This window comes from Serratia sp. Sp408, from assembly GCF_057180665.1.
In genome coordinates this window covers 242,208-262,124 of sequence record NZ_JBXUFT010000005.1, presented here as the reverse complement: position 1 = coordinate 262,124, position 19,917 = coordinate 242,208, and the positions used below count along the sequence as shown (strand labels likewise).

Here is a 19,917-nt window from a genome sequence, read left to right as displayed (position 1 = left end):
GGCTTCAGGCCAGGGGCGCGGACTGGGCGTTTTCCGCCAGTTGAATGGTATTGCGACCGTTGCCCTTGGCCTGGTACAGCGCGGCATCCGCGGCACGAATAGCCGACTTCACGTCCAGTTGGTCCAGCGCTGAAATGCCGGCGCTGAGCGTGACGGTGGTAGTGGCCAACTGGTTGAAGCGATGCGGGATCTGCAAGCCCAACACCCGCTGACGTACGCGTTCTGCCAGTTGTGCCGCATAGGCTTCGCTGACGTTGGTCAGCAGTACCAGGAACTCTTCCCCGCCATAGCGCACCACGATATCCCGTGAACGCACCGCGTCGCGGATGGCCGCGGCAACCTGCACCAGCGCTTGATCGCCCATGGTGTGGCCATAGTTGTCGTTGTAGGCCTTGAAGCGATCGATATCCAGCAGTACCACGAAATGACGGCCGGCGGTCGGTGCCAGCAGTTGGTTGAGTTTGTTTTCCAGCCCGCGACGGTTATACAGCCCGGTGAGCGGATCGAGCATGCTGAGATCGCTGAGTTTGTCACGTTCGTCATACAGGTTGGCGACCAGCGCCTGGGTAAAGGCTTCGCTGCGTTTCAACATCAGATGATGGATTGAAAAAGCGATGATGGGCAGCACCGAGGTAAACACGATGCGCACGGTATTATTCATGCCATCCAGCAGCAAAATGGTGATGGCGGAAGGCACCGAATGCAGGCAAAAAGCGACGAAATTATCGGTCAGCGCAATGGCGCTGATAAAAAACATGCTGAATAGGCTAATTAATAAAAAATTTTGGCTATCCGGTACGCAGTAACGGCTTTTTAAATAAATATGCGCCGCCCACAGTACGCCGAGGATAGCGGCGAACACATGCAGTTTCCGCACGTATTGGCGCGGACAAAATACCGTGTATGCCATGGCAGCCAAACAGAATAAGGGGATCCCCATCAGTGGCAAGGTAATGACCGGCGTATTTTTGAAAGGCATCAATAACGTAAATATTGAAGAGGCCGCATTCATCAACAAGAAAAGGAATAACGATAATCGATGCTTGCTGGTCAGCAGTTCCTGATAAGAACGCGCGTTCATACGGAGTTTACTCTTTACCAATCAAATAGTGAGGTTATTGAAAATTCTGGGCAAGTGATAAACATTACTTGCGTGAATATATCCGTTATATCTCACGTCGCATGTTGGCTGGCTGCACGCGCTTATCCCGGCCATTGAACCCTGCTAGCGGCTGGCAGTTGCCGCTTCGCCGTAACTTGAATGACGTTGACTATAGTTTTAACGGGTGATTATTAACGCGCAATGATTCTAAGAATTTTCTTATGTCAAACTATCATTTTTTCGCCGTTCTGTCATCCGGGAAAGCGGTTGACGGTTAAATAGGTGCAGGGCGAAAAAAACTGGTATATGATATTGGTTATCATTATCACTTGAAGGGTGGGGTTATCATGATTGCCGCCATGATTACCGCGTGCGGGCTGTGGGGTGTGAGCTGGTGTCTGGGCGACCGGTTGGCCAGCGCCTGGGGCGTACTGTTGCCCTGTGCCTTGTTGCCAGTGCTGGCTTTGGTCAACCTGGACATGGTGCAATTGCGCAGTCTGATCGTCATTGCCATGCTGGCGACGCTGGTGATGCTGTTCAACAGTCGCTGGCGACACTATCTGCTGTTGCCGTCATGCATGGCATTAGCCGGCGGTCTGGCGGCAATTGGACTGCATTTGAATATCGACTGAATAGCACCAAACCACGTTTAAACGTATCGTTTCTTGCGCTTACAGGGAAAGTTGGATGAGGTACTGCCGGAGAGAGCATCGATTGGTGCGAAGAGAGGGACTTGAACCCTCACGTCCGTAAGGACACTAACACCTGAAGCTAGCGCGTCTACCAATTCCGCCACCTTCGCACAGCCGATGTTGTTGCGTCGATTTGATTTATATTGTCACCAGCGTGGTGCGAAGAGAGGGACTTGAACCCTCACGTCCGTAAGAACACTAACACCTGAAGCTAGCGCGTCTACCAATTCCGCCACCTTCGCACAGATGCTGTGCAATATAAATGTCAATCGCGTGGTTATTTGGTGCGAAGAGAGGGACTTGAACCCTCACGTCCGTAAGGACACTAACACCTGAAGCTAGCGCGTCTACCAATTCCGCCACCTTCGCGTACCAGAAACATTACCGTAATAATGTCACCACGGGGGCGAATTCTAGAGATTTTGGCGGGGACGTCAACTGTTATTTCGGTGATTGCGGGCGTTTGCTGGAAAAAGCGTCATCTCGTTGCTTTTGATGCGCTTCGAACAGTGTAATCAGCCAATCGATCAGCACCCGCACGCGAGGAGCAAGGAAGCGGCCGGGGGGATACATAATGTAAATCGGCATCGGTGGCGGTGGCGTCTGTGCCAAAACCTCTACCAGATCGCCGCGCTTCAGCCACGGCGACAGCGAATAGCGCGCCGCCTGTATCAGCCCCAAACCGGCACGGCAGCCGCTGATATAGGCATCTGCCCCGCTGACGCTCAGCCGGCTGGGCAGTTCGCGCAGCTCCAGCTTGCCATGGCGGCAGAATTCCAGCGGATAGTCGCGGTTGGTGGCGAGAGAGAAATAGCCCACCGCATGGTGATGATGCAGATCGTCGATCGACTGCGGTACGCCGTAGTGCTGCAAATAGGCCGGCGAGGCGCAGGTCAGTTGCGGCATTGCGGTGATCTGCCGGGCTATCAGGCTGTCGTCTTCGGTTTCCCAGGCGCGTAACACGCAGTCGACCCCTTCGCGTAGCAAATCGACGTGGCTATCGTTAGCACCGAGCGCCAGGGTGATTTGCGGATAGCGCTGATAAAAATCCCCCAGCGCCGGAATGACGATTTCACGCGCCAGCGAATGCGGCATATCGATACGTACTTTGCCCGACGGCTGCAGCTTCTGCTGGCTAAACAGCGTATCGGCTTCTTCCAGCGCACCCAGCAGTTGAATGCAGCGCTGATAGTACAAGGTGCCCTCGTGGGTGACGTTGACCTGCCGAGTGGTGCGGATCAGCAGCCGCACGCCGAGCCGCTGCTCCAGCCGTTTCAGCGTGTTGCTGACCGTGGCACGCGGCAGTTGCAGGCGCTCGGCCGCGCGGCTGAAGCTACCCAGTTCGACGATTCGCGTGAAGATGCGCATTGCCTGAATCTGATCCATCGGACCGTCCGAGATTGTTAGCGTTTTTTGAACAGTGTTGAGCAATATGCATTATTTATCTTTCCTGCGCCAACAACCACACTCTGTATCGACATTTACCCGATTGATGAGGCAACAACGATGCAACAGCGAAAATTAGGCGCCAAGGGTCCAAGCGTTTCTGCGCAGGGGTTGGGCTGCATGGGGATGAGCGATTTCTATTCCACCGATCAAGATGAAAAAGAAGCTATCGCGACGCTGCATCGTGCGTTGGATCTGGGCGTCACGCTGCTGGATACCGCCGATATGTATGGACCGCATACCAATGAGCAACTGATCGGCAAGGCGATCAAGGGCAAGCGCGAGCAGGTGTTTCTGGCGACCAAATTCGGCATCGTGCGCGATCCGTCCGATCCGCATGCCCGCGGCGTCAGCAGCCAGCCGGCCTATATCCGCCGCTCGGTAGAAGGCAGTCTGCAACGGCTGGGGGTAGAGACTATCGATCTTTACTATCAGCACCGGGTCGATCCGCAGGTGCCGATCGAAGAAGTGATCGGTACGATGGCGGATCTGATTACCGAGGGAAAAATCCGCCATATTGGCCTGAGCGAGGCGTCGGTGGAAACGTTGGAACGCGCCCACCGCGTTCATCCGATTACCGCATTACAGAGCGAATATTCACTGTGGACACGCGACGCCGAGCAGGGGCAACTGGCTGCCTGTGAACGTCTGGGGATTGGTTTTGTGGCCTATAGCCCTCTGGGGCGTGGTTTTCTGACCGGCGCGATTCAACGGCCTGACGATCTGGCTGAGGATGACTTCCGTCGCAGCAATCCGCGTTTTCAAGGGGACAATTTTGCCCGCAATCTGGCGCTGGTGGACAAGGTCGGCGAACTGGCACGCAGCAAGGGGGTCACGCCGTCACAGCTGGCATTGGCCTGGGTGATGGCGCAGGGCGAACATATCGTGCCGATCCCCGGCACCAAACGCCGGCGTTATCTGGAAGAAAACGTCGCCGCAACCTCGATCACCCTGAGCGAACAGGAGCTGGCGGCGATCGAGGCGGTGTTCCCGCTGCAGGCAGCGGCGGGGGCGCGCTATGGCGAAGAAGCCATGACCTACATTAACGGCTGATACAACGTGACGGGCGCCGCCGTTGGCAGCGCCCTGGCCAGGCAAAAAAAAATGCCGCGCAGGGCTAACTGGGCGGCATTTTTCCATGGCGGGCGTGGTTATTTCTTTTTCTTCTTCTTCGCATCACGCGGTGGGCGGCCAACGGTAGCCTGATAGACCTTGAAGCGGCCGTTCTGCGCCAGTACCTCATGGCTGCCGAAGGTGGCGTCCAGAATATCCGGGTACGGCAGGAAGGCGTTGGCGACGATGCGTAAGTGACCGCCAATCGGCAGGTGCTTTAACGCGCCGCGGATCAGGGTTTCGGCCGCCGTCAGGCTGGTTGCCAACCCGTCGTGGAATGGCGGGTTGGAGATGATCATGTCAAAACGGCCGCTAATGTCGGAATAGACGTTGCTGACGATCACTTCGCCGTCGATGCCGTTGGCAGCCAGCGTCGCGCGGCTGGATTCTATTGCGGCGGCGTTAACGTCACTCAGCGTCAGCTTCACCTTTGGCGACATTCTAGCCATCACGCTGGCCATCACACCGGCGCCACAGCCGACGTCGAGCACTTTGCCCTTCATGTGTTTGTCCAGCGTCGACAACAGCAGGGAACTGCCGACGTCCAGCCCGTCGCGGCTAAACACCCCTGGCAGGGTTTTTACTTCCAGATCGTGCAACGGGTAGCTGTCCCACCAGTCGTTCAGATCGAAGGTGGTCTGGGCGTCGATCCGGCCATGATACAGACCGCAGCGGCGCGCGCTGTCGATTTTCGCCAGTGTGACGTGGCCTTCGACGGTCTGTTCGGCACTGCGTACGCCGCTGCGGTTTTCACCGACGACAAACACCTCTGCGCCGACCGGCAGCAGTGCCAGCAGATTGCACAGCTGGAATTGCGCTTCCTGTTTGCTCTTTGGCCAGTAGTAAACCAGCGTATCGCATTCGGCAACGAAGGCTGCGTCGACCGTCAGGCCGAATTGCACGTTGTCACCCATCGCACGGTTTAATAACTGCCAATGATGATATTGCTGGGTATGAACGCGTACGTCCACGGCCTCAAATTGCGCCGGCAGCGTATCTTGCAGATCACCGGCGAACAGCACGCGACGTTCGGTAAATTCATCACTGTGGCGCAGCATCACTTCGCTGGCGGGGGTTAATGCAGACATCAGGTTTTGGCTCCTCAAGATTAAGCCGGCGATTATAGAGCGTTGCGGTGATAATTTATACCCGTCTTGTTACAAGCCGCAGGTGCGTTGGCCGCGCGGGTTTGTTAGCATATGGCGCGCAACGCGCATTAACGGTAGCTCCCTACAGGAATCGGTATGGCATCTCAACGCGACTGGCTGTTACAACAACTGGGTATTACGCAGTGGACATTGCGCCGCCCGGGGGTGTTGCAAGGCGAAGTGGCGGTCCATTTGCCGGCGGAAGCTCGACTGGTGGTGGTGGCTTCCCCCCTGCCAGAGGCCGGCGATCCGCTGTTTTGCGACGTGTTGCGCAGCCTGGGGCTGACCCCGGCGCAAGCCTACTGTCTGACGCCGGAACAGGCAGCGATGCTGCCGGACGATAGCGAATGCAACAGTTGGCGGCTGGGCATTACAGAGCCGCTCGTGCTCGCCGGTGCGCAGTTATCCAGCCCGGCGTTGGCCGAGCTTTCTTTAGACGCGAGTGCCAAACGCGCTCTCTGGCAGCAGATTTGTCATTATGAACACCATTTCTTCCCTGACGACGGCCGATCTGGCCAGCGCATTGACGATTGAACAGGCCAGTCATGCCTTTCCCTGGAGCGAAGCCACGCTCGCCAGCAATCAGGGCGAACGCTATCTCAATCTGAAACTGGAAACCGCCGGGCAGATGGCGGGGTTTGCCATCACCCAGCTCGTACTCGACGAAGCGACGCTGTTCAATATCGCCATTGCTCCGCAATGGCAACGCCGGGGCTATGGCCGTGCGCTGCTGGATGCGTTGATCGCGCAGTTGGAAAGCCGCGGCATCCTGACGCTGTGGCTGGAGGTTCGCGCCTCGAATGCCGGTGCAATTGCGCTTTACGATCGCCTAGGCTTCAACGAGGTCACCGTGCGCCGCAACTATTATCCTGGCGTCGGCGGCCGCGAAGACGCCATCGTGATGGCGCTGCCGTTGGGGTAAGCGCCGGCATTGGGCACGTCATTTCCAGACTTCGGTCTGCATTGACCAATTAATCCGGCGCTGCGGCATCCATTGATTGTCACCGGTTGCCAAATCAGCGAAAATAACCGGCTATTATCTTTTTATCACCGCTTTGCCTGGCGCCGTGATCGGCGCGTTCCGATGATGCAGGGCGGACTAACCGTAGAAACGTGAAAAACATGTCTCCTAGTGAATTCGCCCGCGAAGTCTCAAAAAGAAGAACCTTCGCCATCATCTCGCACCCCGATGCCGGTAAAACCACCATTACCGAAAAGGTGCTGCTGTTCGGACAGGCTATCCAGACCGCCGGTACGGTCAAGGGGCGCGGCTCCAGCCAGCACGCCAAATCCGACTGGATGGAAATGGAAAAGCAGCGTGGTATTTCGATCACCACCTCGGTGATGCAGTTCCCGTACCGCGATAGCCTGGTCAACCTGCTGGACACCCCGGGGCACGAGGACTTCTCGGAAGATACCTACCGTACCCTGACCGCGGTGGACTGCTGTCTGATGGTGATCGACGCAGCAAAAGGCGTTGAGGATCGTACCCGCAAGCTGATGGAAGTGACCCGTCTGCGCGATACGCCGATCCTGACCTTTATGAACAAGCTCGACCGTGATATTCGCGACCCAATGGAAGTGATGGACGAAGTCGAACGCGAGCTGAAGATCGCCTGTTCGCCGATCACCTGGCCTATCGGCTGCGGCAAGCTGTTTAAAGGGGTTTACCACCTGTATAAAGACGAAACCTATCTTTATCAGACCGGTAAAGGCCACACCATTCAGGAAGTGCGGATGATCAAAGGGTTGAACAACCCGGATCTGGACGCTGCGGTCGGTGAAGACCTGGCGGCTCAACTGCGCGAAGAACTGGAGCTGGTACAGGGCGCTTCGCACGAGTTCGAGCAGGAGGCGTTCCTGGCCGGTGAACTGACGCCGGTATTCTTTGGTACGGCGCTGGGTAACTTTGGCGTTGACCATATGCTCGACGGTCTGGTGGCCTGGGCGCCAGCGCCGATGCCGCGTAAAACCGACACCCGTGAGGTGGTGGCAGCCGAAGAGAAATTCACCGGTTTCGTGTTTAAAATCCAGGCCAATATGGATCCGAAACACCGTGACCGCGTGGCGTTCATGCGCGTGGTTTCCGGCCGCTACGAGAAAGGCATGAAGTTGCGCCAGGTGCGTACCGGTAAAGACGTGGTGATTTCCGACGCGCTGACCTTTATGGCGGGTGACCGTTCGCACGTTGAAGAAGCCTATCCAGGCGACATCATCGGCCTGCATAACCACGGCACCATTCAAATCGGCGATACCTTCACCCAGGGTGAAGACATGAAGTTTACCGGTATTCCGAACTTTGCACCGGAACTGTTCCGTCGTATTCGCCTGCGCGATCCGCTGAAGCAGAAACAGTTGCTGAAGGGGCTGGTACAGCTGTCTGAGGAAGGCGCAGTGCAGGTATTCCGCCCGATAGCCAACAACGATCTGATCGTGGGCGCGGTCGGCGTACTGCAGTTCGACGTGGTGGTAGCGCGTCTGAAGACCGAATACAACGTGGAAGCGCTGTACGAATCGGTTAACGTCTCCACCGCGCGCTGGGTTGAATGCGCCGACGTGAAGAAGTTCGAAGAATTCAAGCGCAAGAACGAGCAGAACCTGGCGTTGGACGGCGGCGACAACCTGTCGTATATCGCACCTACCATGGTTAACCTCAACCTGACGCAGGAACGTTACCCGGATGTGACCTTCCGCAAGACGCGCGAGCATTAATACCGTCCACGGCCTGGCTCTTGCAATAGCCAGGCCGTTACCTTGCTTTATTAGTTAACCCGCCTCATCAGTTCCCGCGCTTTAGCTGCTTCAGAATCTTCCGCCTTTACCGGCAAACTTCGGCCAATGGTCTATATTTAACAGGGTGTATTTGCCTCGCTTAAAGCGAAAATCACTGGTATTTGTGCGATCGGTAGCGTGTTATTCGGTAGTGTTGCCAATCAGAGACAATTTGAACTGTTAAATATCAGTAAGTTATCGATACTGTCACCGTGGTTAGCCAAAATTGTCGTTTATAAGCGACAGTAATCGGCGTGTTTTTTGAGCGCATTTAATTATCTTATTGATTTATATAGCGGTTGAAGGATTGGCACGGCGGTTGCAATACTCTTGGCATGAACTACCGATCGAATAGATATCGTGAAGTATTCATGAGTGAGCCACATCATGTCGTGGCGGAAGAATCCGCAGTAGGTTTGGATTCACAACAAAAGGAAGAGATCGATGAAAAAGACCAAGTTTGCACATTCGCTGATGGCTGTCGTGTTGGGTTCCGTTCTGGTTAGTGGTAGTGCTCTGGCTGAAGATACGCTGCTCAATAAAGCAACCAGCGCAGCTGACAGCACTGGCGCCAAAATCGATAGCTCCATGAAAAAAGTCGACGGCTACATGGATGACAGCGCAACAACGGCTAAAGTTAAAAGTGCACTGGTAGACGATGACAGCATCAAAAGCACCGATATTTCCGTGAAAACGGAGCAGGGCGTGGTGACGCTGAGCGGTTTCGTCGGCAGCCAGGCACAGGCCGAGCACGCGGTTGAAGTGGCCGGTAAAGTAGAAGGCGTAAAATCCGTCAGCGACAAGCTGCACGTGAAAGATGAAGATAAACAGTCTGTTAAGTCGTACGCTGGTGATACTGCAACCACCAGCGAACTGAAAGCCAAATTGCTGGCAGACGATATCGTGCCTTCACGCAATGTGAAAGTAGAAACCACCGAAGGCGTGGTTCAGCTATCTGGTGAAGTGAAATCACAGGCGCAGTCCGATCGTGCCGAAAGCATCGCCAAGGCGATTGATGGCGTGAAGAGCGTCAAGAACGATCTGGTGGTCAAACCGTAATCGGCAATACCCGTAACAGCAAGCATCAATTCCCGGGCCACTGCCCGGGAAGTACCACAAAAATAGAATAACCCGCGGCCTGATTTTACGTTGCCTGTTTGGGCAACCGACAGGCTGCGATGCGTTTTTTCACTATGGTAAGGAGAGGCTTATGTTTCGTTGGGGCATTATCTTTTTAGTCATCGCACTGATTGCCGCCGCGCTGGGGTTTGGTACGCTGGCGGGAACCGCAGCCTGGGCGGCTAAAATCGTCTTTGTTGTCGGTATCATCCTGTTCCTGGTGAGCCTGTTTACCGGTCGCCGACGTCCTTAGCCTGCTCTCAAATTGTAACAAAGCTTAAGCCCTTTTCTTGCAGTAGGGAGGCAAGTCATGAACAGCGACATCATTCTCGGACGCTGGAAACAGCTGAAAGGCCAGGTCTGGCAGGCCTGGGCCGAGTTCTCCGGCAGCGATTGTGCATGGCTGGCGGGAAGTAATGACTGCCTGTCTGGTGTACTGCAAGAAGATTACGGAAGAGGGCAAGAAGAGGTATCCTCAGTCAAAACACCACATTGAGGATATCGGGTTGGGATACAGAATACCCATCACGCTCGGCAATATAGAGCCACTGGCGTATAAACCATACCGGCCCGGTAAAATGGCGCTGGTCTGTGAAGGGGGCGGGCAGCGCGGTATTTTCACCGCCGGCGTGCTGGACGAATTCCAGCGGGCCCGCTTTAACCCTTTCGAGCTGATGATCGGCACCTCCGCTGGCGCGCAAAACCTGTCAGCCTTTGTCTGTGGCCAGTTAGGCTACGCGCGTCGGGTCATCACCCGCTACACCACTACGGCAAATTTCTTTAACCCGCTGCGTTTTGTGCGCGGTGGGCATCTGATCGATCTCGACTGGCTGGTGGACATTACCTCGCAGCAATTGCCGCTGGCGATGGACGTTGCCGAAAAGCAGCTGATCGACGGACGGGAATTTCTGATGTGTGCCTGCCGCAGCGATAATTTTGAGCCAACCTATCTGCCGGCGCAGCGTGACAGTTGGTTGCCGGCGATCAAGGCGTCCAGCGCGATCCCCGGTTTTTACCGTCTGGGCGTAGAGCTGGACGGCATCAGCTATCAGGATGGCGGCATCAGCGATGCCATCCCGGTGGAAGAAGCCTATCGGCGCGGCGCCGATACCATCGTGGTGATCCGCACCGTGCCATCGCAAATGTATTACACGCCGCAGTGGATGAAGCGCATGGAGCAGTGGCTGGGTGAAAGCAGCCTGCAACAGATGGTGCGGGTGATGCAGCACCATGAGCAGAGCTACCATCGTATTCAGCAGTTTATTGAAAAGCCGCCGGGTGACTTGCGCATCTTCGAAATATTCCCGCCGAAACCGTTGGCCAGTAATGCGCTGGGCAGCAAGGTTTCGGCGTTGAATCGCGATTATCATCTGGGGCGGCGCTGCGGGCGTTACTTCCTGGCTACGGTCGGCCACTGGCTGCTGGAACAGGAAAAAGCCGACGGCATCGCGGTGAAAACGCCGCTGTCGCGCCGTTTAATTCAGCCGGACAGCGTAGCGATGCCGTCGCCGATTGTCAGCGAGGTGGCGCGTACGCCCGTTGCTGCCAGCGGTACCCAACCGGACGCTCAGCCGCAGATCGTCTTGCCGCACGGCCAGTCGGCCAGCGGTGGAGAGACGCTATGAGCCGCTGTTTTACCGATACCCATTGCCACTTCGACTTCCCGCCGTTTGCCGGCAACGAGGCAGGAAGCCTGCAACGCGCTGTGGCAGCCGGGGTGCAGCGTATTATTGTGCCGACGGTGACCGCCGATCGTTTTGCGCGCGTACTGCAATTGGCCAAGGATTATTCACCGCTGTACGCCGCGCTCGGGCTGCATCCGCTGTATATCGCGCAGCACCACGACCAACAGTTGGAACAGCTGGCGGCGTTGTTGGCTGGCAAACCGGACAAGCTGGTGGCCGTCGGCGAAATCGGCCTCGATCTGTACATGCCAGCGCCGCAGTTCGAGCGACAGCAGCAGCTACTGACTGCCCAGCTTAAACTGGCAGCACGCTATGATTTGCCGGTGATCCTGCATTCGCGCCGCAGCCACGATCCGCTGGCTGCGCTATTACGCCGAACCGAGGTGCCGCGTTGTGGCGTGGTACACGGGTTTGCCGGCAGTTTGTCGCAGGCGCAGGCGTTTATCCGCCTGGGCTACTCTATTGGTGTCGGCGGTACCATCAGCTATGAGCGGGCGCAAAAGACCCGGGCGGTGATGGCGCAATTGCCGCTGACCTCGCTGTTGCTGGAAACCGACGCGCCGGATATGCCGTTAGCCGGTTACCAGGGGCAGCCCAACCGGCCAGAGCGCGCCGCCGAGGTGTTTGAGGCGCTGTGTCTGCTGCGTTGCGAATCAGCGGATGAAATCGCCGCCCAGCTGCAACATAACGCTGAAACCCTGTTTATGCCAGTGGCTTGAATAGGTCGATCTATCCCCCCACCTGAGTTTCCGTTTCTGTTAACCCCTGCATTTTCGTTAGACGCTGCCCGGCGGCCGAATGCGCGCGCGTTGCGGCCGGCAAATTGCCGGATTTGCCATTGCCTGCGCCGACTGAGGTCAGTGGATCTGCGTGGATCGACGATGCCGTAGAATGGGATCGCGATCCGTATTTGTAGCATTTTTAAGCTTAATGTTAACGATATGTGATTTTGCTCAAATAATTATTTTTACAGCTTTGGTTATATGTTGCTCTATGTTCACGTTGTCATTTTGAGTTTTCGGTATGTGTAGTGATTAATTTATTGAAATATATCTATTTATAACCTTGTCTATTTTTTGTTGGAAAAAAATGACAACGTCAACATTAAGAGAATTCAAGCTGTTAACAAATATATTGGAGGAATAAATGAGCCAGTTGCCGGAAAAAATGCGCGCGGTCGTTTGCCACGGCCCGCAGGATTATCGTTTCGAACAGGTGCCTACGCCGTTGCCGAAGGCACGCGAGCTGGTGATCAAGGTGGAAGGCTGTGGCATCTGTGCCGGCGACTGCAAATGCAAAAACGGCGCGCAGATGTTCTGGGGGGAGAACCCGTGGGTGAAACCACCGGTAGTGCCGGGGCATGAGTTCTATGGGCGTATTGCCGCGTTGGGCGAGGGCGCTGAAGGCAAATATAAGGTCGGTGAACGGGTGATCGCCGAGCAGATCGTACCGTGCTGGGAATGCCGCTACTGCAAGTCCGGCAGCTACTGGATGTGTGAAACGCACAATATTTACGGCTTCCAGAAAGACGTGGCGGAAGGCGGCATGGCGGAGTATATGCGCTTTTCCGAGAATGCCATCGTGCACAAGATCCCGGAAAGCCTGAGCCACGAAGACGCGGTACTGATTGAACCGATGGCCTGCGCCATTCACACCGTGGCGCGCGGCGACATTCAACTGGATGACGTGGTGGTGCTGGCCGGCGCCGGGCCGCTCGGGCTGTGCATGGTGCAGGTGGCGCGCCTGAAAACGCCGAAGAAACTGATCGTCATCGACGCCATCGACGAGCGGCTGGCACTGGCGAAAGCGTTCGGTGCCGACGTGGTGATCAACCCGCTGAAAGAAGACGCCGACGGCATCGTCAAATCGTTGACCGGCGGCTACGGCTGCGACGTGTATATCGAGGCCACCGGCGCGCCGATCGGCGTGATCCAGGGGTTGCAGATGATCCGCAAGCTGGGCCGCTTCGTGGAGTTCAGCGTGTTCGGCAAGGAAACCACCGTCGACTGGTCGATCATCGGTGACCGCAAGGAGCTGGACATTCGCGGCGCGCACCTGGCGCCCTACAGCTATGAAATCGCCATCGATCTGTTCGAGCGCGGGCTGGTGACCTCCAGCGGCGTGGTCACCCACAGCTATTCATTGAACGACTGGGATCAGGCTTTCGCCCTGGCGGATTCGACCGACTCTATCAAGGTGATCCTGGTTCCCTGATATTCCCGCCGTACCGCTGTTGCAGTAACGACCACCGCCTCGTTCGTAACGGATGGGGCACTGGTCGGCCAAAAGTAAAGACATGCTGTTGCTCTGATAATCACAACAAAACGCTATCCCTACAGGAGAATTGGCTATGTTTTCATTTTTCAAAAAGACCTTACCTTTTATCGTCGCCGGTGGAATGTTGGCGGCCAGCCATGTGGCGCTGGCCAAGCAGATCACTATCGGTATGTCGTTCCAGGAAATGAACAACGACTATTTCGTCACCATGAAACAGGCGCTGGATCAGGCGGCGGCCGATATCGGCGCCAAAGTGTACGTGGCCGATGCGCGTCACGACGTCGCCAAGCAGATCGGCGACGTGGAGGATATGCTGCAGAAGAAGGTGGATATCCTGCTGATCAACCCGACCGATTCGGTGGGGGTGCAGTCGGCGGTGATTTCCGCCCATAAAGCCGGTGCGGTGGTGGTGGCGATTGACGCGCAGGCTGACGGACCCCTGGACTCGTTCGTCGGTTCGGAAAACTACGACGCCGGCTTCCAGGCGGGCGAGTACTTGGCGAAATCACTGGGTGGTAAAGGCAAGGTAGCGATCCTTGACGGCATCCCGGTGGTGCCGATCCTGGAGCGGGTGCGCGGCTTCGAAGCGGCGATGAAGAAATACCCCGACATCAAGATTGTCACCAAACAAAACGGCAAGCAGGAGCGCGATACCGCGCTGACGGTGACTGAAAACATGCTGCAGTCGGCGCCGGATCTGGCGGGCATCTTCAGCGTTAATGACGTTGGCGCGCTCGGCGCCCTGGCGGCGATTGAAAGCAACGGCGCCAAGGTGAAACTGGTCAGCGTTGACGGCCAGCCGGAAGCCATCAAAGAGATCCTCAAACCGAATTCACCGTTTATCGCCACCTCGGCGCAGTTCCCGCGTGACCAGTTGCGTATCGCGCTCGGCATCGCGCTGGCCCGCTACTGGGGCGCCACCGTGCCGAAAACCGTACCGGTCAAGGTGAAGCTGATCGACCGCAGCAATGCGGCCGGCTTTAGCTGGTAACAGCGGCCAGGTTCGCCCCGCTGCGGCGGGGCGTTCGACGCGGAGGGTATTGCGGTGACAGCTTTATTGGAATTGAAGCGGATTAAAAAGAGCTTTCCCGGCGTGAAGGCGCTGGACGGCATCGATCTCGCCATTCAACGCGGCGAGGTGCACGCCCTACTGGGCGAAAACGGCGCCGGTAAATCGACGCTGGTGAAAATCATGTGCGGCATTTATCAGCCGGACGAGGGCGACATTTTTATCGACGGTGAGCAGTGCCGCTTTAGCAACTATCGCCAGGCGATCGAGGCCGGTGTCGGCATTATTTTTCAGGAATTCTCGTTGATTCCCTACATGAGCGCCATCGACAACATCTTTCTCAACCGGGAGATCAGAAATCGTTGGGGCCTGTTGGATCGACGCGCGATGCGGCGCAAGGCCGAAGCTATCTTCAAACGCTTGACGGTGGAAATCGATCTCGACTGTCCGGTGGAGCAGTTGAGCGTGGCGCAGCAACAGTTCGTGGAGATCGCCAAGGCGCTGTCGCTGGAGGCGCGCGTGCTGGTACTGGACGAGCCGACCGCCACGCTGACCCCGGGCGAGGCCGAGCATCTGTTTAGCGTGATGAACGATCTGCGGCTGCTGGGCGTTGGCATGGTGTTTATCTCGCACCACCTGGATGAGATCTTCACCATTTGCGATCGCATCACCGTGCTGCGCGACGGCAGCTATATCGAGACGCTGGCCACCGGCGACACCAACGTGGAAGAGCTGGTACGGCTGATGGTCGGGCGCAAGATCGAAAACGCCTTCCCGCTGAAACAGCACCCGGTGGACACCTCGACGCTGTTGCTGGAGGCGGAGATCCAGCGCGAAAAGCACGGCCCAACGGACCGATTTCGGCTGCATAAGGGCGAGATCCTCGGCTTTGCCGGACTGGTGGGCTCCGGACGCACCGAGACCGTGTCGGCGCTGATCGGCGCCAGTCGCTGCCACCGCAAATGCGTGAGTCTCGGCGGTCGGCCGGCGGCGCTGAATTCGCCGGCGCAGGCGCTGTCGCAGGGCATCGGTCTGCTGCCGGAGAGTCGCAAAACCGAAGGCCTGGTGCTGCCGTTCTCGGTGGCGCAGAACATCACCCTCAACCGGCATCATCGGCGCGGCAAGATCTTCGTCAGCGCCAGCAAGGATCGCGACGTGGTGCAGCGGTTGATCCACGCGGTAGGGGTAAAAACCCCGGGCGCGGATACCGCCGTCAGTACCCTGAGCGGCGGTAACCAGCAGAAAGTGGTGATCGCCCGCTGGCTCAACAACGACTGCAACATCCTGATCTTCGACGAACCGACGCGCGGTATCGACGTGGGCGCCAAGGCCGAGATCTACCAGCTGATGCAGCAACTGACCCTGCAGGGTATCTCCATCATCATGATTTCCTCCGAGCTGCCGGAGATCATCGGCGTGTGCGACCGCGTGCTGGTGTTTCGCGGCGGCCACATCGTTGCTGAGCTGACCGGCGACGACATCGAATCCAACCACATCATGCTTCACGCTACCGGGAGTGCATTATGATCGGAATTGAACAACCCGCCGTGGCGCGCCGCGCCGCTGCCCCCAGCCTCGGCAAGCGCTGGGATAAACTGCTACACCATCCGGCGGTGTTGCCGTTTATCGGCTTCGTGATCCTGTTTGCGCTGATGAGCGTGCTGAACGACAGCTTCCTCAGCGTCAACAACCTGACCAATGTGGCGCGCCAGGTGTCAATCAACGCCATCATCGCGGTGGGCATGACCTGCGCCATCCTCACCGGCGGTATCGATCTCTCGGTCGGGCCGGTGATGGCGCTGGCCGGCTCCGTCGCCGCCGGGCTGATGCTGGCGGCGATCCCCATCCCGTTGGCGATGGTAGCGGCATTGGCGGTCGGGGCGCTATTCGGTCTGGCCAACGGCGCTTGCATCGCCTATCTGCGCATGCCGCCGATCATCGTCACTCTGGCATCGATGGGGATCGCCCGCGGTCTGGCGCTGCTGTACACCGGCGGCTACCCGATCTCTGGCCTGCCCGACGTCTTCGCCTTCTTCGGCCGCGGCACGGTGCAGGGTATCCAGGTGCCAATTCTGATCATGCTCGGCGTGTACCTGCTGGCCTGGCTGATGCTGAACCAGCTGCCGTTCGGCCGTTACATCTACGCGATGGGCGGCAACGAAGAGGCGGCGCGCCTGAGCGGCATCCGCGTGCCGCGCTACAAGATGCTGGTGTACGTGATAAGCGGTCTGACCGCCGCGCTGGCCGGGCTGGTGCTGACCTCACGCCTGATGAGCGGGCAGCCCAACGCCGGTGAAGGCTTTGAACTGGACGCCATTGCAGCGGTCGTGCTCGGCGGGGCGGCAATCTCCGGCGGGCGTGGCGCCATTGTCGGCACGTTGGTGGGGGCAATGATGCTCGGGGTGCTGAACAACGGCCTCAATCTGATGAGCGTGTCGCCGTATATCCAGAACGTGGTGAAGGGCGGCATCATCCTGGCCGCCATCTATCTCAGTTCCGTGCGGCGCAAGTAGGGGGCGCAATGGGCATTTTTCTTGGCATAGACGTCGGCGGCACGGTGATCAAGGCCGGGTTGTACCGGGCTGACGGTGAAGAACTGGCGATCGCCGAACGCGACGGTGCGACGATCGCCGCCCGGCCAGGTTTCAGCGAACGCAATATGGAGGCGCTGTGGGATGACGTCTGCGCCGCGATCCGCCAGACGCTGCATGCAGCGGCGCTGGATGCCGGTCAGGTGCGCGGCGTCGGCTTTTCGGCGCACGGCAAAGGGCTGTATGCCATTGACCGGTACGGCAAGCCGGTCGGCAACGGCATTCTCTCTTCGGACAACCGCGCGGCGGAAACGGTCGCAGCCTTGCAGCGCGCCGGGGTAGATGCGCAGACCTACCCGCGTAGCCTGCAGCCGCTGTGGCCCAGTCACCCGGCGCTGCTGCTGCGCTGGCTGAAGCAGCATCAACCGGCGCAGTACGCCGCCGTCGATCGCATTTTGATGGCACATGACTATCTGCGCTTTCGCCTGACCGGCGAGGCGGCGGCCGAGGTAACCAATATCTCCGGCAGCAACCTGTTTAACCAGCACAGTGGGGCTTACGATCCGACGCTGATGGCGGCTTTTGGCATTGAAGAGGCGGCGGAAAAGACCGCGCCGGTGATTGGCTCGGCGCAACTGGCCGGGCGAGTGACGGCCGGGGCGGCGGCGCAGTGCGGCCTGCGGGCGGGCACGGCGGTATACGGCGGCCTGTTCGACGTGGTGGGCGCGGCGCTCAGCTCCGGCGTGGCCGACGATCGCACGCTCAGCGCGGTGGCGGGCACCTGGTCGATCGCCACCTGCGTGACCGAGCGACTGATCCCCGCCGACTATCCCTATGCCTGGGGGCGTTACTGCATCGACGGCCGCTATTTTGTGCACGAGGGCAGCCCGACCTCGGCCGGCAATCTGGCCTGGTTCCTGCGCCAGTTTTGCGCCGACGACCGGCAACGCTACGCCCAGTTCAACGCCTGGGTGGCCGAGCGCTGCGAACGGCCCAGCGAGCTGCTGTTCCTGCCCTATCTGTACGGTTCCAACCTTGGCGGCAACACGCCGGGCGGGTTGATCGGCCTGAGCGCCCATCATGAGATGGCAGACGTGGTGCAGGCTATCTATCAGGGCATCGTGTTTTCGCACCTGATCCATCAGCAGCGCATGGTGCGGCTCAACCCGCGCATTGAGCGGGTGCGCATGACCGGTGGGCCGACGCAGTCCGACGTCTGGATGCAGATGTACGCCGACGCAGGCAATCTGCCGCTCGACGTGGTGGCAAGCCGCCAGAGCGGCTGCCGTGCCGCGGCGCTGTGTGCCGCAGTAGGCGCCGGGGAGTATGCCGGCTTCGCCGAAGCGATCGCCGCCGCGCCGCCCAAGCTGCGTTGTTTTTATCCCGCGCCCGCCGCCCATCGGCGTCTGCGCGCCCAGCAGGCGCGCTATCTGGCGGTCGCCCAGGCTTTGAATGAGGTCAATGATGCAAACAACTAACGTCGCCTGTCTGGGATTGTATGAAAAAGCGCTGCCCGCCAATCTGAGCTGGCCGCAGCGGCTGGCGATCGCCGCGGAGCTGGGGTTTGATTTTGTGGAGATGTCGATCGACGAACAGCCGGCGCGCCAGCAGCGTCTGGATTGGGATCGCAGTCAGCGACTGGCGTTTATCCAGGCGCGTCTCGACAGCGGGGTGACGGTACCGAGCCTGTGTCTGTCGGCACACCGGCGCGATCCGTTCGGCAGCGCCGACGTGGCCACCCGTGAACGGGCGCGGGTGCTGTTGATCAAGGCGCTGGATCTGGCGGTGGATCTCGGCATTCGCAACATCCAACTGGCGGGTTACGACGTCTATTACGAACCCGCCGACCGTCACAGCCGTGCACGTTTTATCGAGGGCATGCAGTGGGCGGTGGCGCAGGCTGGCAGAGCACAGGTGATGCTGTCGGTGGAAGTGATGGACACGCCGTTTATCAACAGCATCAGCAAATGGCGCGACATTGCGCGCCACGTCAACAGCCCGTGGTTCACGGTGTATCCCGACCTTGGCAACCTCAGCGCCTGGGGCAACGATATCGCCGCCGAGCTGGCATTGGACATTGGCAGTATCACCGCCATCCACCTCAAAGACACGATTGCGGTGGGGCCGGGCAGCGCCGGGCAGTTTCGCGACGTGCCGTTTGGCGAAGGGTGCGTGGATTTTGCCCACGCCTTTTCGGTACTCAATACGCTCGGCTATCGTGGCCCCTACCTGCTGGAGATGTGGGCGCGTGAAGACGGACAGGATAAGCAGCGCATCGCCCAGGCCAAGGCCTGGATTGAACAACAGATGATCAGCGGAGGAATCGCATGCTGAACGAACTCAAGCGGCAGGTACTGGCCGCCAATCTCAGCCTGCCGGAATATGGGCTGGTGACCTTTACCTGGGGCAACGTTTCGGCGATCGATCGCCAACGCGGGCTGGTGGTGATCAAGCCTTCGGGCATCGCCTATCAGGCGATGACGCTGGAGGATCTGGTGGTGGTGGATCTGGACGGCAAGGTGCGGGAAGGGCATTGCAAACCCTCGTCCGATACTGCGACCCATCTGGCGTTATACCGCGCCTTCGGCGATATCGGTGGCGTGGTGCATACCCACAGCCGCAACGCCACCATCTGGGCGCAGGCGGGGCAGCCGATCCCGGCGCTCGGCACCACCCACGCCGACTATTTTTACGGCGATATTCCCTGCACCCGGCCGATGCGCGAGGCGGAGATCGCCGGTGATTACGAGCAGGAAACCGGCAAGGTGATCGTCGAAACTTTCCAACAGAGCGGGCGCGATCCGCAGCAGGTGCCAGGGGTGCTGGTCTATTCCCACGGGCCGTTCGCCTGGGGCAAGGACGCGGCGGATGCGGTGCACAACGCGGTGGTGCTGGAGGAGGTCGCCGCGATGGCGATGGCGACGCGCCAACTGGTGCCGGCGATCGCCCCGATGCAGCCGGCGCTGCTGGACAAACATTTCCTGCGCAAGCACGGCAAACACGCTTACTACGGGCAATAACGC

General features: G+C 58.5%; 20 protein-coding genes and 3 tRNA genes. 17 read left to right on the top strand and 6 right to left on the bottom strand.

Translation table 11 applies throughout. The features are described 5' to 3' along the window. Nucleotides 1-4 precede the first annotated feature (4 nt). Complete coding sequence (locus AC2AXP_RS16595; protein ID WP_004955598.1) at nucleotides 5-1,081, bottom strand: GGDEF domain-containing protein; 1,077 nt, start codon at nucleotides 1,079-1,081, stop codon at nucleotides 5-7. Nucleotides 1,082-1,449: 368 nt separating this feature from the next. Between AC2AXP_RS16595 and AC2AXP_RS16590 the strand changes: the two genes are divergently transcribed. Next, nucleotides 1,450-1,734, top strand: a complete 285-nt coding sequence (locus tag AC2AXP_RS16590) for a DUF1435 domain-containing protein (protein ID WP_484381813.1) — start codon at nucleotides 1,450-1,452, stop codon at nucleotides 1,732-1,734. Nucleotides 1,735-1,817: 83 nt separating this feature from the next. On the opposite strand, the gene AC2AXP_RS16585 is transcribed toward AC2AXP_RS16590, so the two are convergent. The 4 genes from AC2AXP_RS16585 to AC2AXP_RS16570 form a co-directional block, all read right to left on the bottom strand. Continuing rightward, nucleotides 1,818-1,904: transfer RNA gene (locus tag AC2AXP_RS16585), tRNA-Leu, on the bottom strand. Nucleotides 1,905-1,949: 45 nt separating this feature from the next. Beyond that, nucleotides 1,950-2,036 (bottom strand) — tRNA-Leu (locus tag AC2AXP_RS16580). A 40-nt stretch (nucleotides 2,037-2,076) separates the two neighbouring features. Further along, nucleotides 2,077-2,163: transfer RNA gene (locus AC2AXP_RS16575), tRNA-Leu, on the bottom strand. A 72-nt stretch (nucleotides 2,164-2,235) separates the two neighbouring features. Then, on the bottom strand, nucleotides 2,236-3,180 hold the full coding sequence (locus tag AC2AXP_RS16570) for a LysR family transcriptional regulator (RefSeq protein ID WP_004955591.1): 945 nt from the start codon (nucleotides 3,178-3,180) through the stop codon (nucleotides 2,236-2,238). Between the two features lie 120 nt (nucleotides 3,181-3,300). Between AC2AXP_RS16570 and AC2AXP_RS16565 the strand changes: the two genes are divergently transcribed. Next, a complete protein-coding gene (locus AC2AXP_RS16565) occupies nucleotides 3,301-4,293 on the top strand; it encodes an aldo/keto reductase (RefSeq protein ID WP_004955589.1) in 993 nt (330 codons plus the stop codon). A gap of 98 nt (nucleotides 4,294-4,391) precedes the next feature. Here AC2AXP_RS16565 and rsmC read toward each other — a convergent pair whose 3' ends face one another. Continuing rightward, complete coding sequence (rsmC, locus tag AC2AXP_RS16560; RefSeq protein WP_484381812.1) at nucleotides 4,392-5,441, bottom strand: 16S rRNA (guanine(1207)-N(2))-methyltransferase RsmC; 1,050 nt, start codon at nucleotides 5,439-5,441, stop codon at nucleotides 4,392-4,394. A gap of 156 nt (nucleotides 5,442-5,597) precedes the next feature. Here rsmC and AC2AXP_RS16555 point away from each other — a divergent pair, with 156 nt between their 5' ends. The 15 genes from AC2AXP_RS16555 (at nucleotide 5,598) to araD (ending at nucleotide 19,914) form a co-directional block, all read left to right on the top strand. After that, nucleotides 5,598-6,035: a DNA polymerase III subunit psi gene (locus AC2AXP_RS16555; RefSeq protein WP_004955584.1), complete on the top strand. Its 438-nt coding sequence runs from the start codon at nucleotides 5,598-5,600 to the stop codon at nucleotides 6,033-6,035. Beyond that, entirely contained in the window at nucleotides 5,980-6,423 is a 444-nt protein-coding gene (gene rimI / locus AC2AXP_RS16550; protein ID WP_039991204.1) for a ribosomal protein S18-alanine N-acetyltransferase, read from the top strand. Before AC2AXP_RS16555 ends, rimI begins: the two co-directional genes overlap by 56 nt. A 200-nt stretch (nucleotides 6,424-6,623) precedes the next feature. After that, complete coding sequence (gene prfC, locus AC2AXP_RS16545) at nucleotides 6,624-8,213, top strand: peptide chain release factor 3 (protein ID WP_004955577.1); 1,590 nt, start codon at nucleotides 6,624-6,626, stop codon at nucleotides 8,211-8,213. Between the two features lie 504 nt (nucleotides 8,214-8,717). Continuing rightward, a complete protein-coding gene (osmY, locus tag AC2AXP_RS16540) occupies nucleotides 8,718-9,332 on the top strand; it encodes a molecular chaperone OsmY (RefSeq protein WP_004955574.1) in 615 nt (204 codons plus the stop codon). Between the two features lie 151 nt (nucleotides 9,333-9,483). Continuing rightward, nucleotides 9,484-9,645, top strand: a complete 162-nt coding sequence (locus AC2AXP_RS16535) for a DUF1328 domain-containing protein (protein ID WP_004955572.1) — start codon at nucleotides 9,484-9,486, stop codon at nucleotides 9,643-9,645. A gap of 57 nt (nucleotides 9,646-9,702) precedes the next feature. Next, nucleotides 9,703-9,888, top strand: coding sequence for a CsbD family protein (locus AC2AXP_RS16530; RefSeq protein WP_039991202.1), 186 nt, complete (start codon nucleotides 9,703-9,705; stop codon nucleotides 9,886-9,888). 10 nt (nucleotides 9,889-9,898) lie between these two features. After that, nucleotides 9,899-11,017, top strand: coding sequence for a patatin-like phospholipase family protein (locus AC2AXP_RS16525; protein ID WP_039991200.1), 1,119 nt, complete (start codon nucleotides 9,899-9,901; stop codon nucleotides 11,015-11,017). Next, nucleotides 11,014-11,796, top strand: coding sequence for a TatD family hydrolase (locus AC2AXP_RS16520; RefSeq protein ID WP_484381811.1), 783 nt, complete (start codon nucleotides 11,014-11,016; stop codon nucleotides 11,794-11,796). Before AC2AXP_RS16525 ends, AC2AXP_RS16520 begins: the two co-directional genes overlap by 4 nt. A gap of 427 nt (nucleotides 11,797-12,223) precedes the next feature. Next, complete coding sequence (locus AC2AXP_RS16515; protein ID WP_371901981.1) at nucleotides 12,224-13,291, top strand: alcohol dehydrogenase catalytic domain-containing protein; 1,068 nt, start codon at nucleotides 12,224-12,226, stop codon at nucleotides 13,289-13,291. Between the two features lie 136 nt (nucleotides 13,292-13,427). Continuing rightward, on the top strand, nucleotides 13,428-14,345 hold the full coding sequence (locus AC2AXP_RS16510) for an ABC transporter substrate-binding protein (protein ID WP_004955564.1): 918 nt from the start codon (nucleotides 13,428-13,430) through the stop codon (nucleotides 14,343-14,345). 54 nt (nucleotides 14,346-14,399) lie between these two features. Next, nucleotides 14,400-15,890 carry a sugar ABC transporter ATP-binding protein gene (locus tag AC2AXP_RS16505; RefSeq protein WP_273872071.1) on the top strand — a complete coding sequence of 497 codons (1,491 nt, stop codon included), beginning with the start codon at nucleotides 14,400-14,402 and terminating at the stop codon, nucleotides 15,888-15,890. Further along, a complete protein-coding gene (locus tag AC2AXP_RS16500) occupies nucleotides 15,887-16,876 on the top strand; it encodes an ABC transporter permease (RefSeq protein WP_449145715.1) in 990 nt (329 codons plus the stop codon). Before AC2AXP_RS16505 ends, AC2AXP_RS16500 begins: the two co-directional genes overlap by 4 nt. Nucleotides 16,877-16,884: 8 nt before the next feature. Next, entirely contained in the window at nucleotides 16,885-18,372 is a 1,488-nt protein-coding gene (locus AC2AXP_RS16495; RefSeq protein WP_004955556.1) for an FGGY-family carbohydrate kinase, read from the top strand. Next, nucleotides 18,359-19,228 carry an L-ribulose-5-phosphate 3-epimerase gene (locus tag AC2AXP_RS16490; RefSeq protein WP_081445053.1) on the top strand — a complete coding sequence of 290 codons (870 nt, stop codon included), beginning with the start codon at nucleotides 18,359-18,361 and terminating at the stop codon, nucleotides 19,226-19,228. Before AC2AXP_RS16495 ends, AC2AXP_RS16490 begins: the two co-directional genes overlap by 14 nt. Beyond that, on the top strand, nucleotides 19,222-19,914 hold the full coding sequence (gene araD, locus AC2AXP_RS16485) for an L-ribulose-5-phosphate 4-epimerase (protein ID WP_004955548.1): 693 nt from the start codon (nucleotides 19,222-19,224) through the stop codon (nucleotides 19,912-19,914). The genes AC2AXP_RS16490 and araD overlap by 7 nt, the downstream gene beginning before the upstream one ends. Nucleotides 19,915-19,917 lie beyond the last annotated feature (3 nt).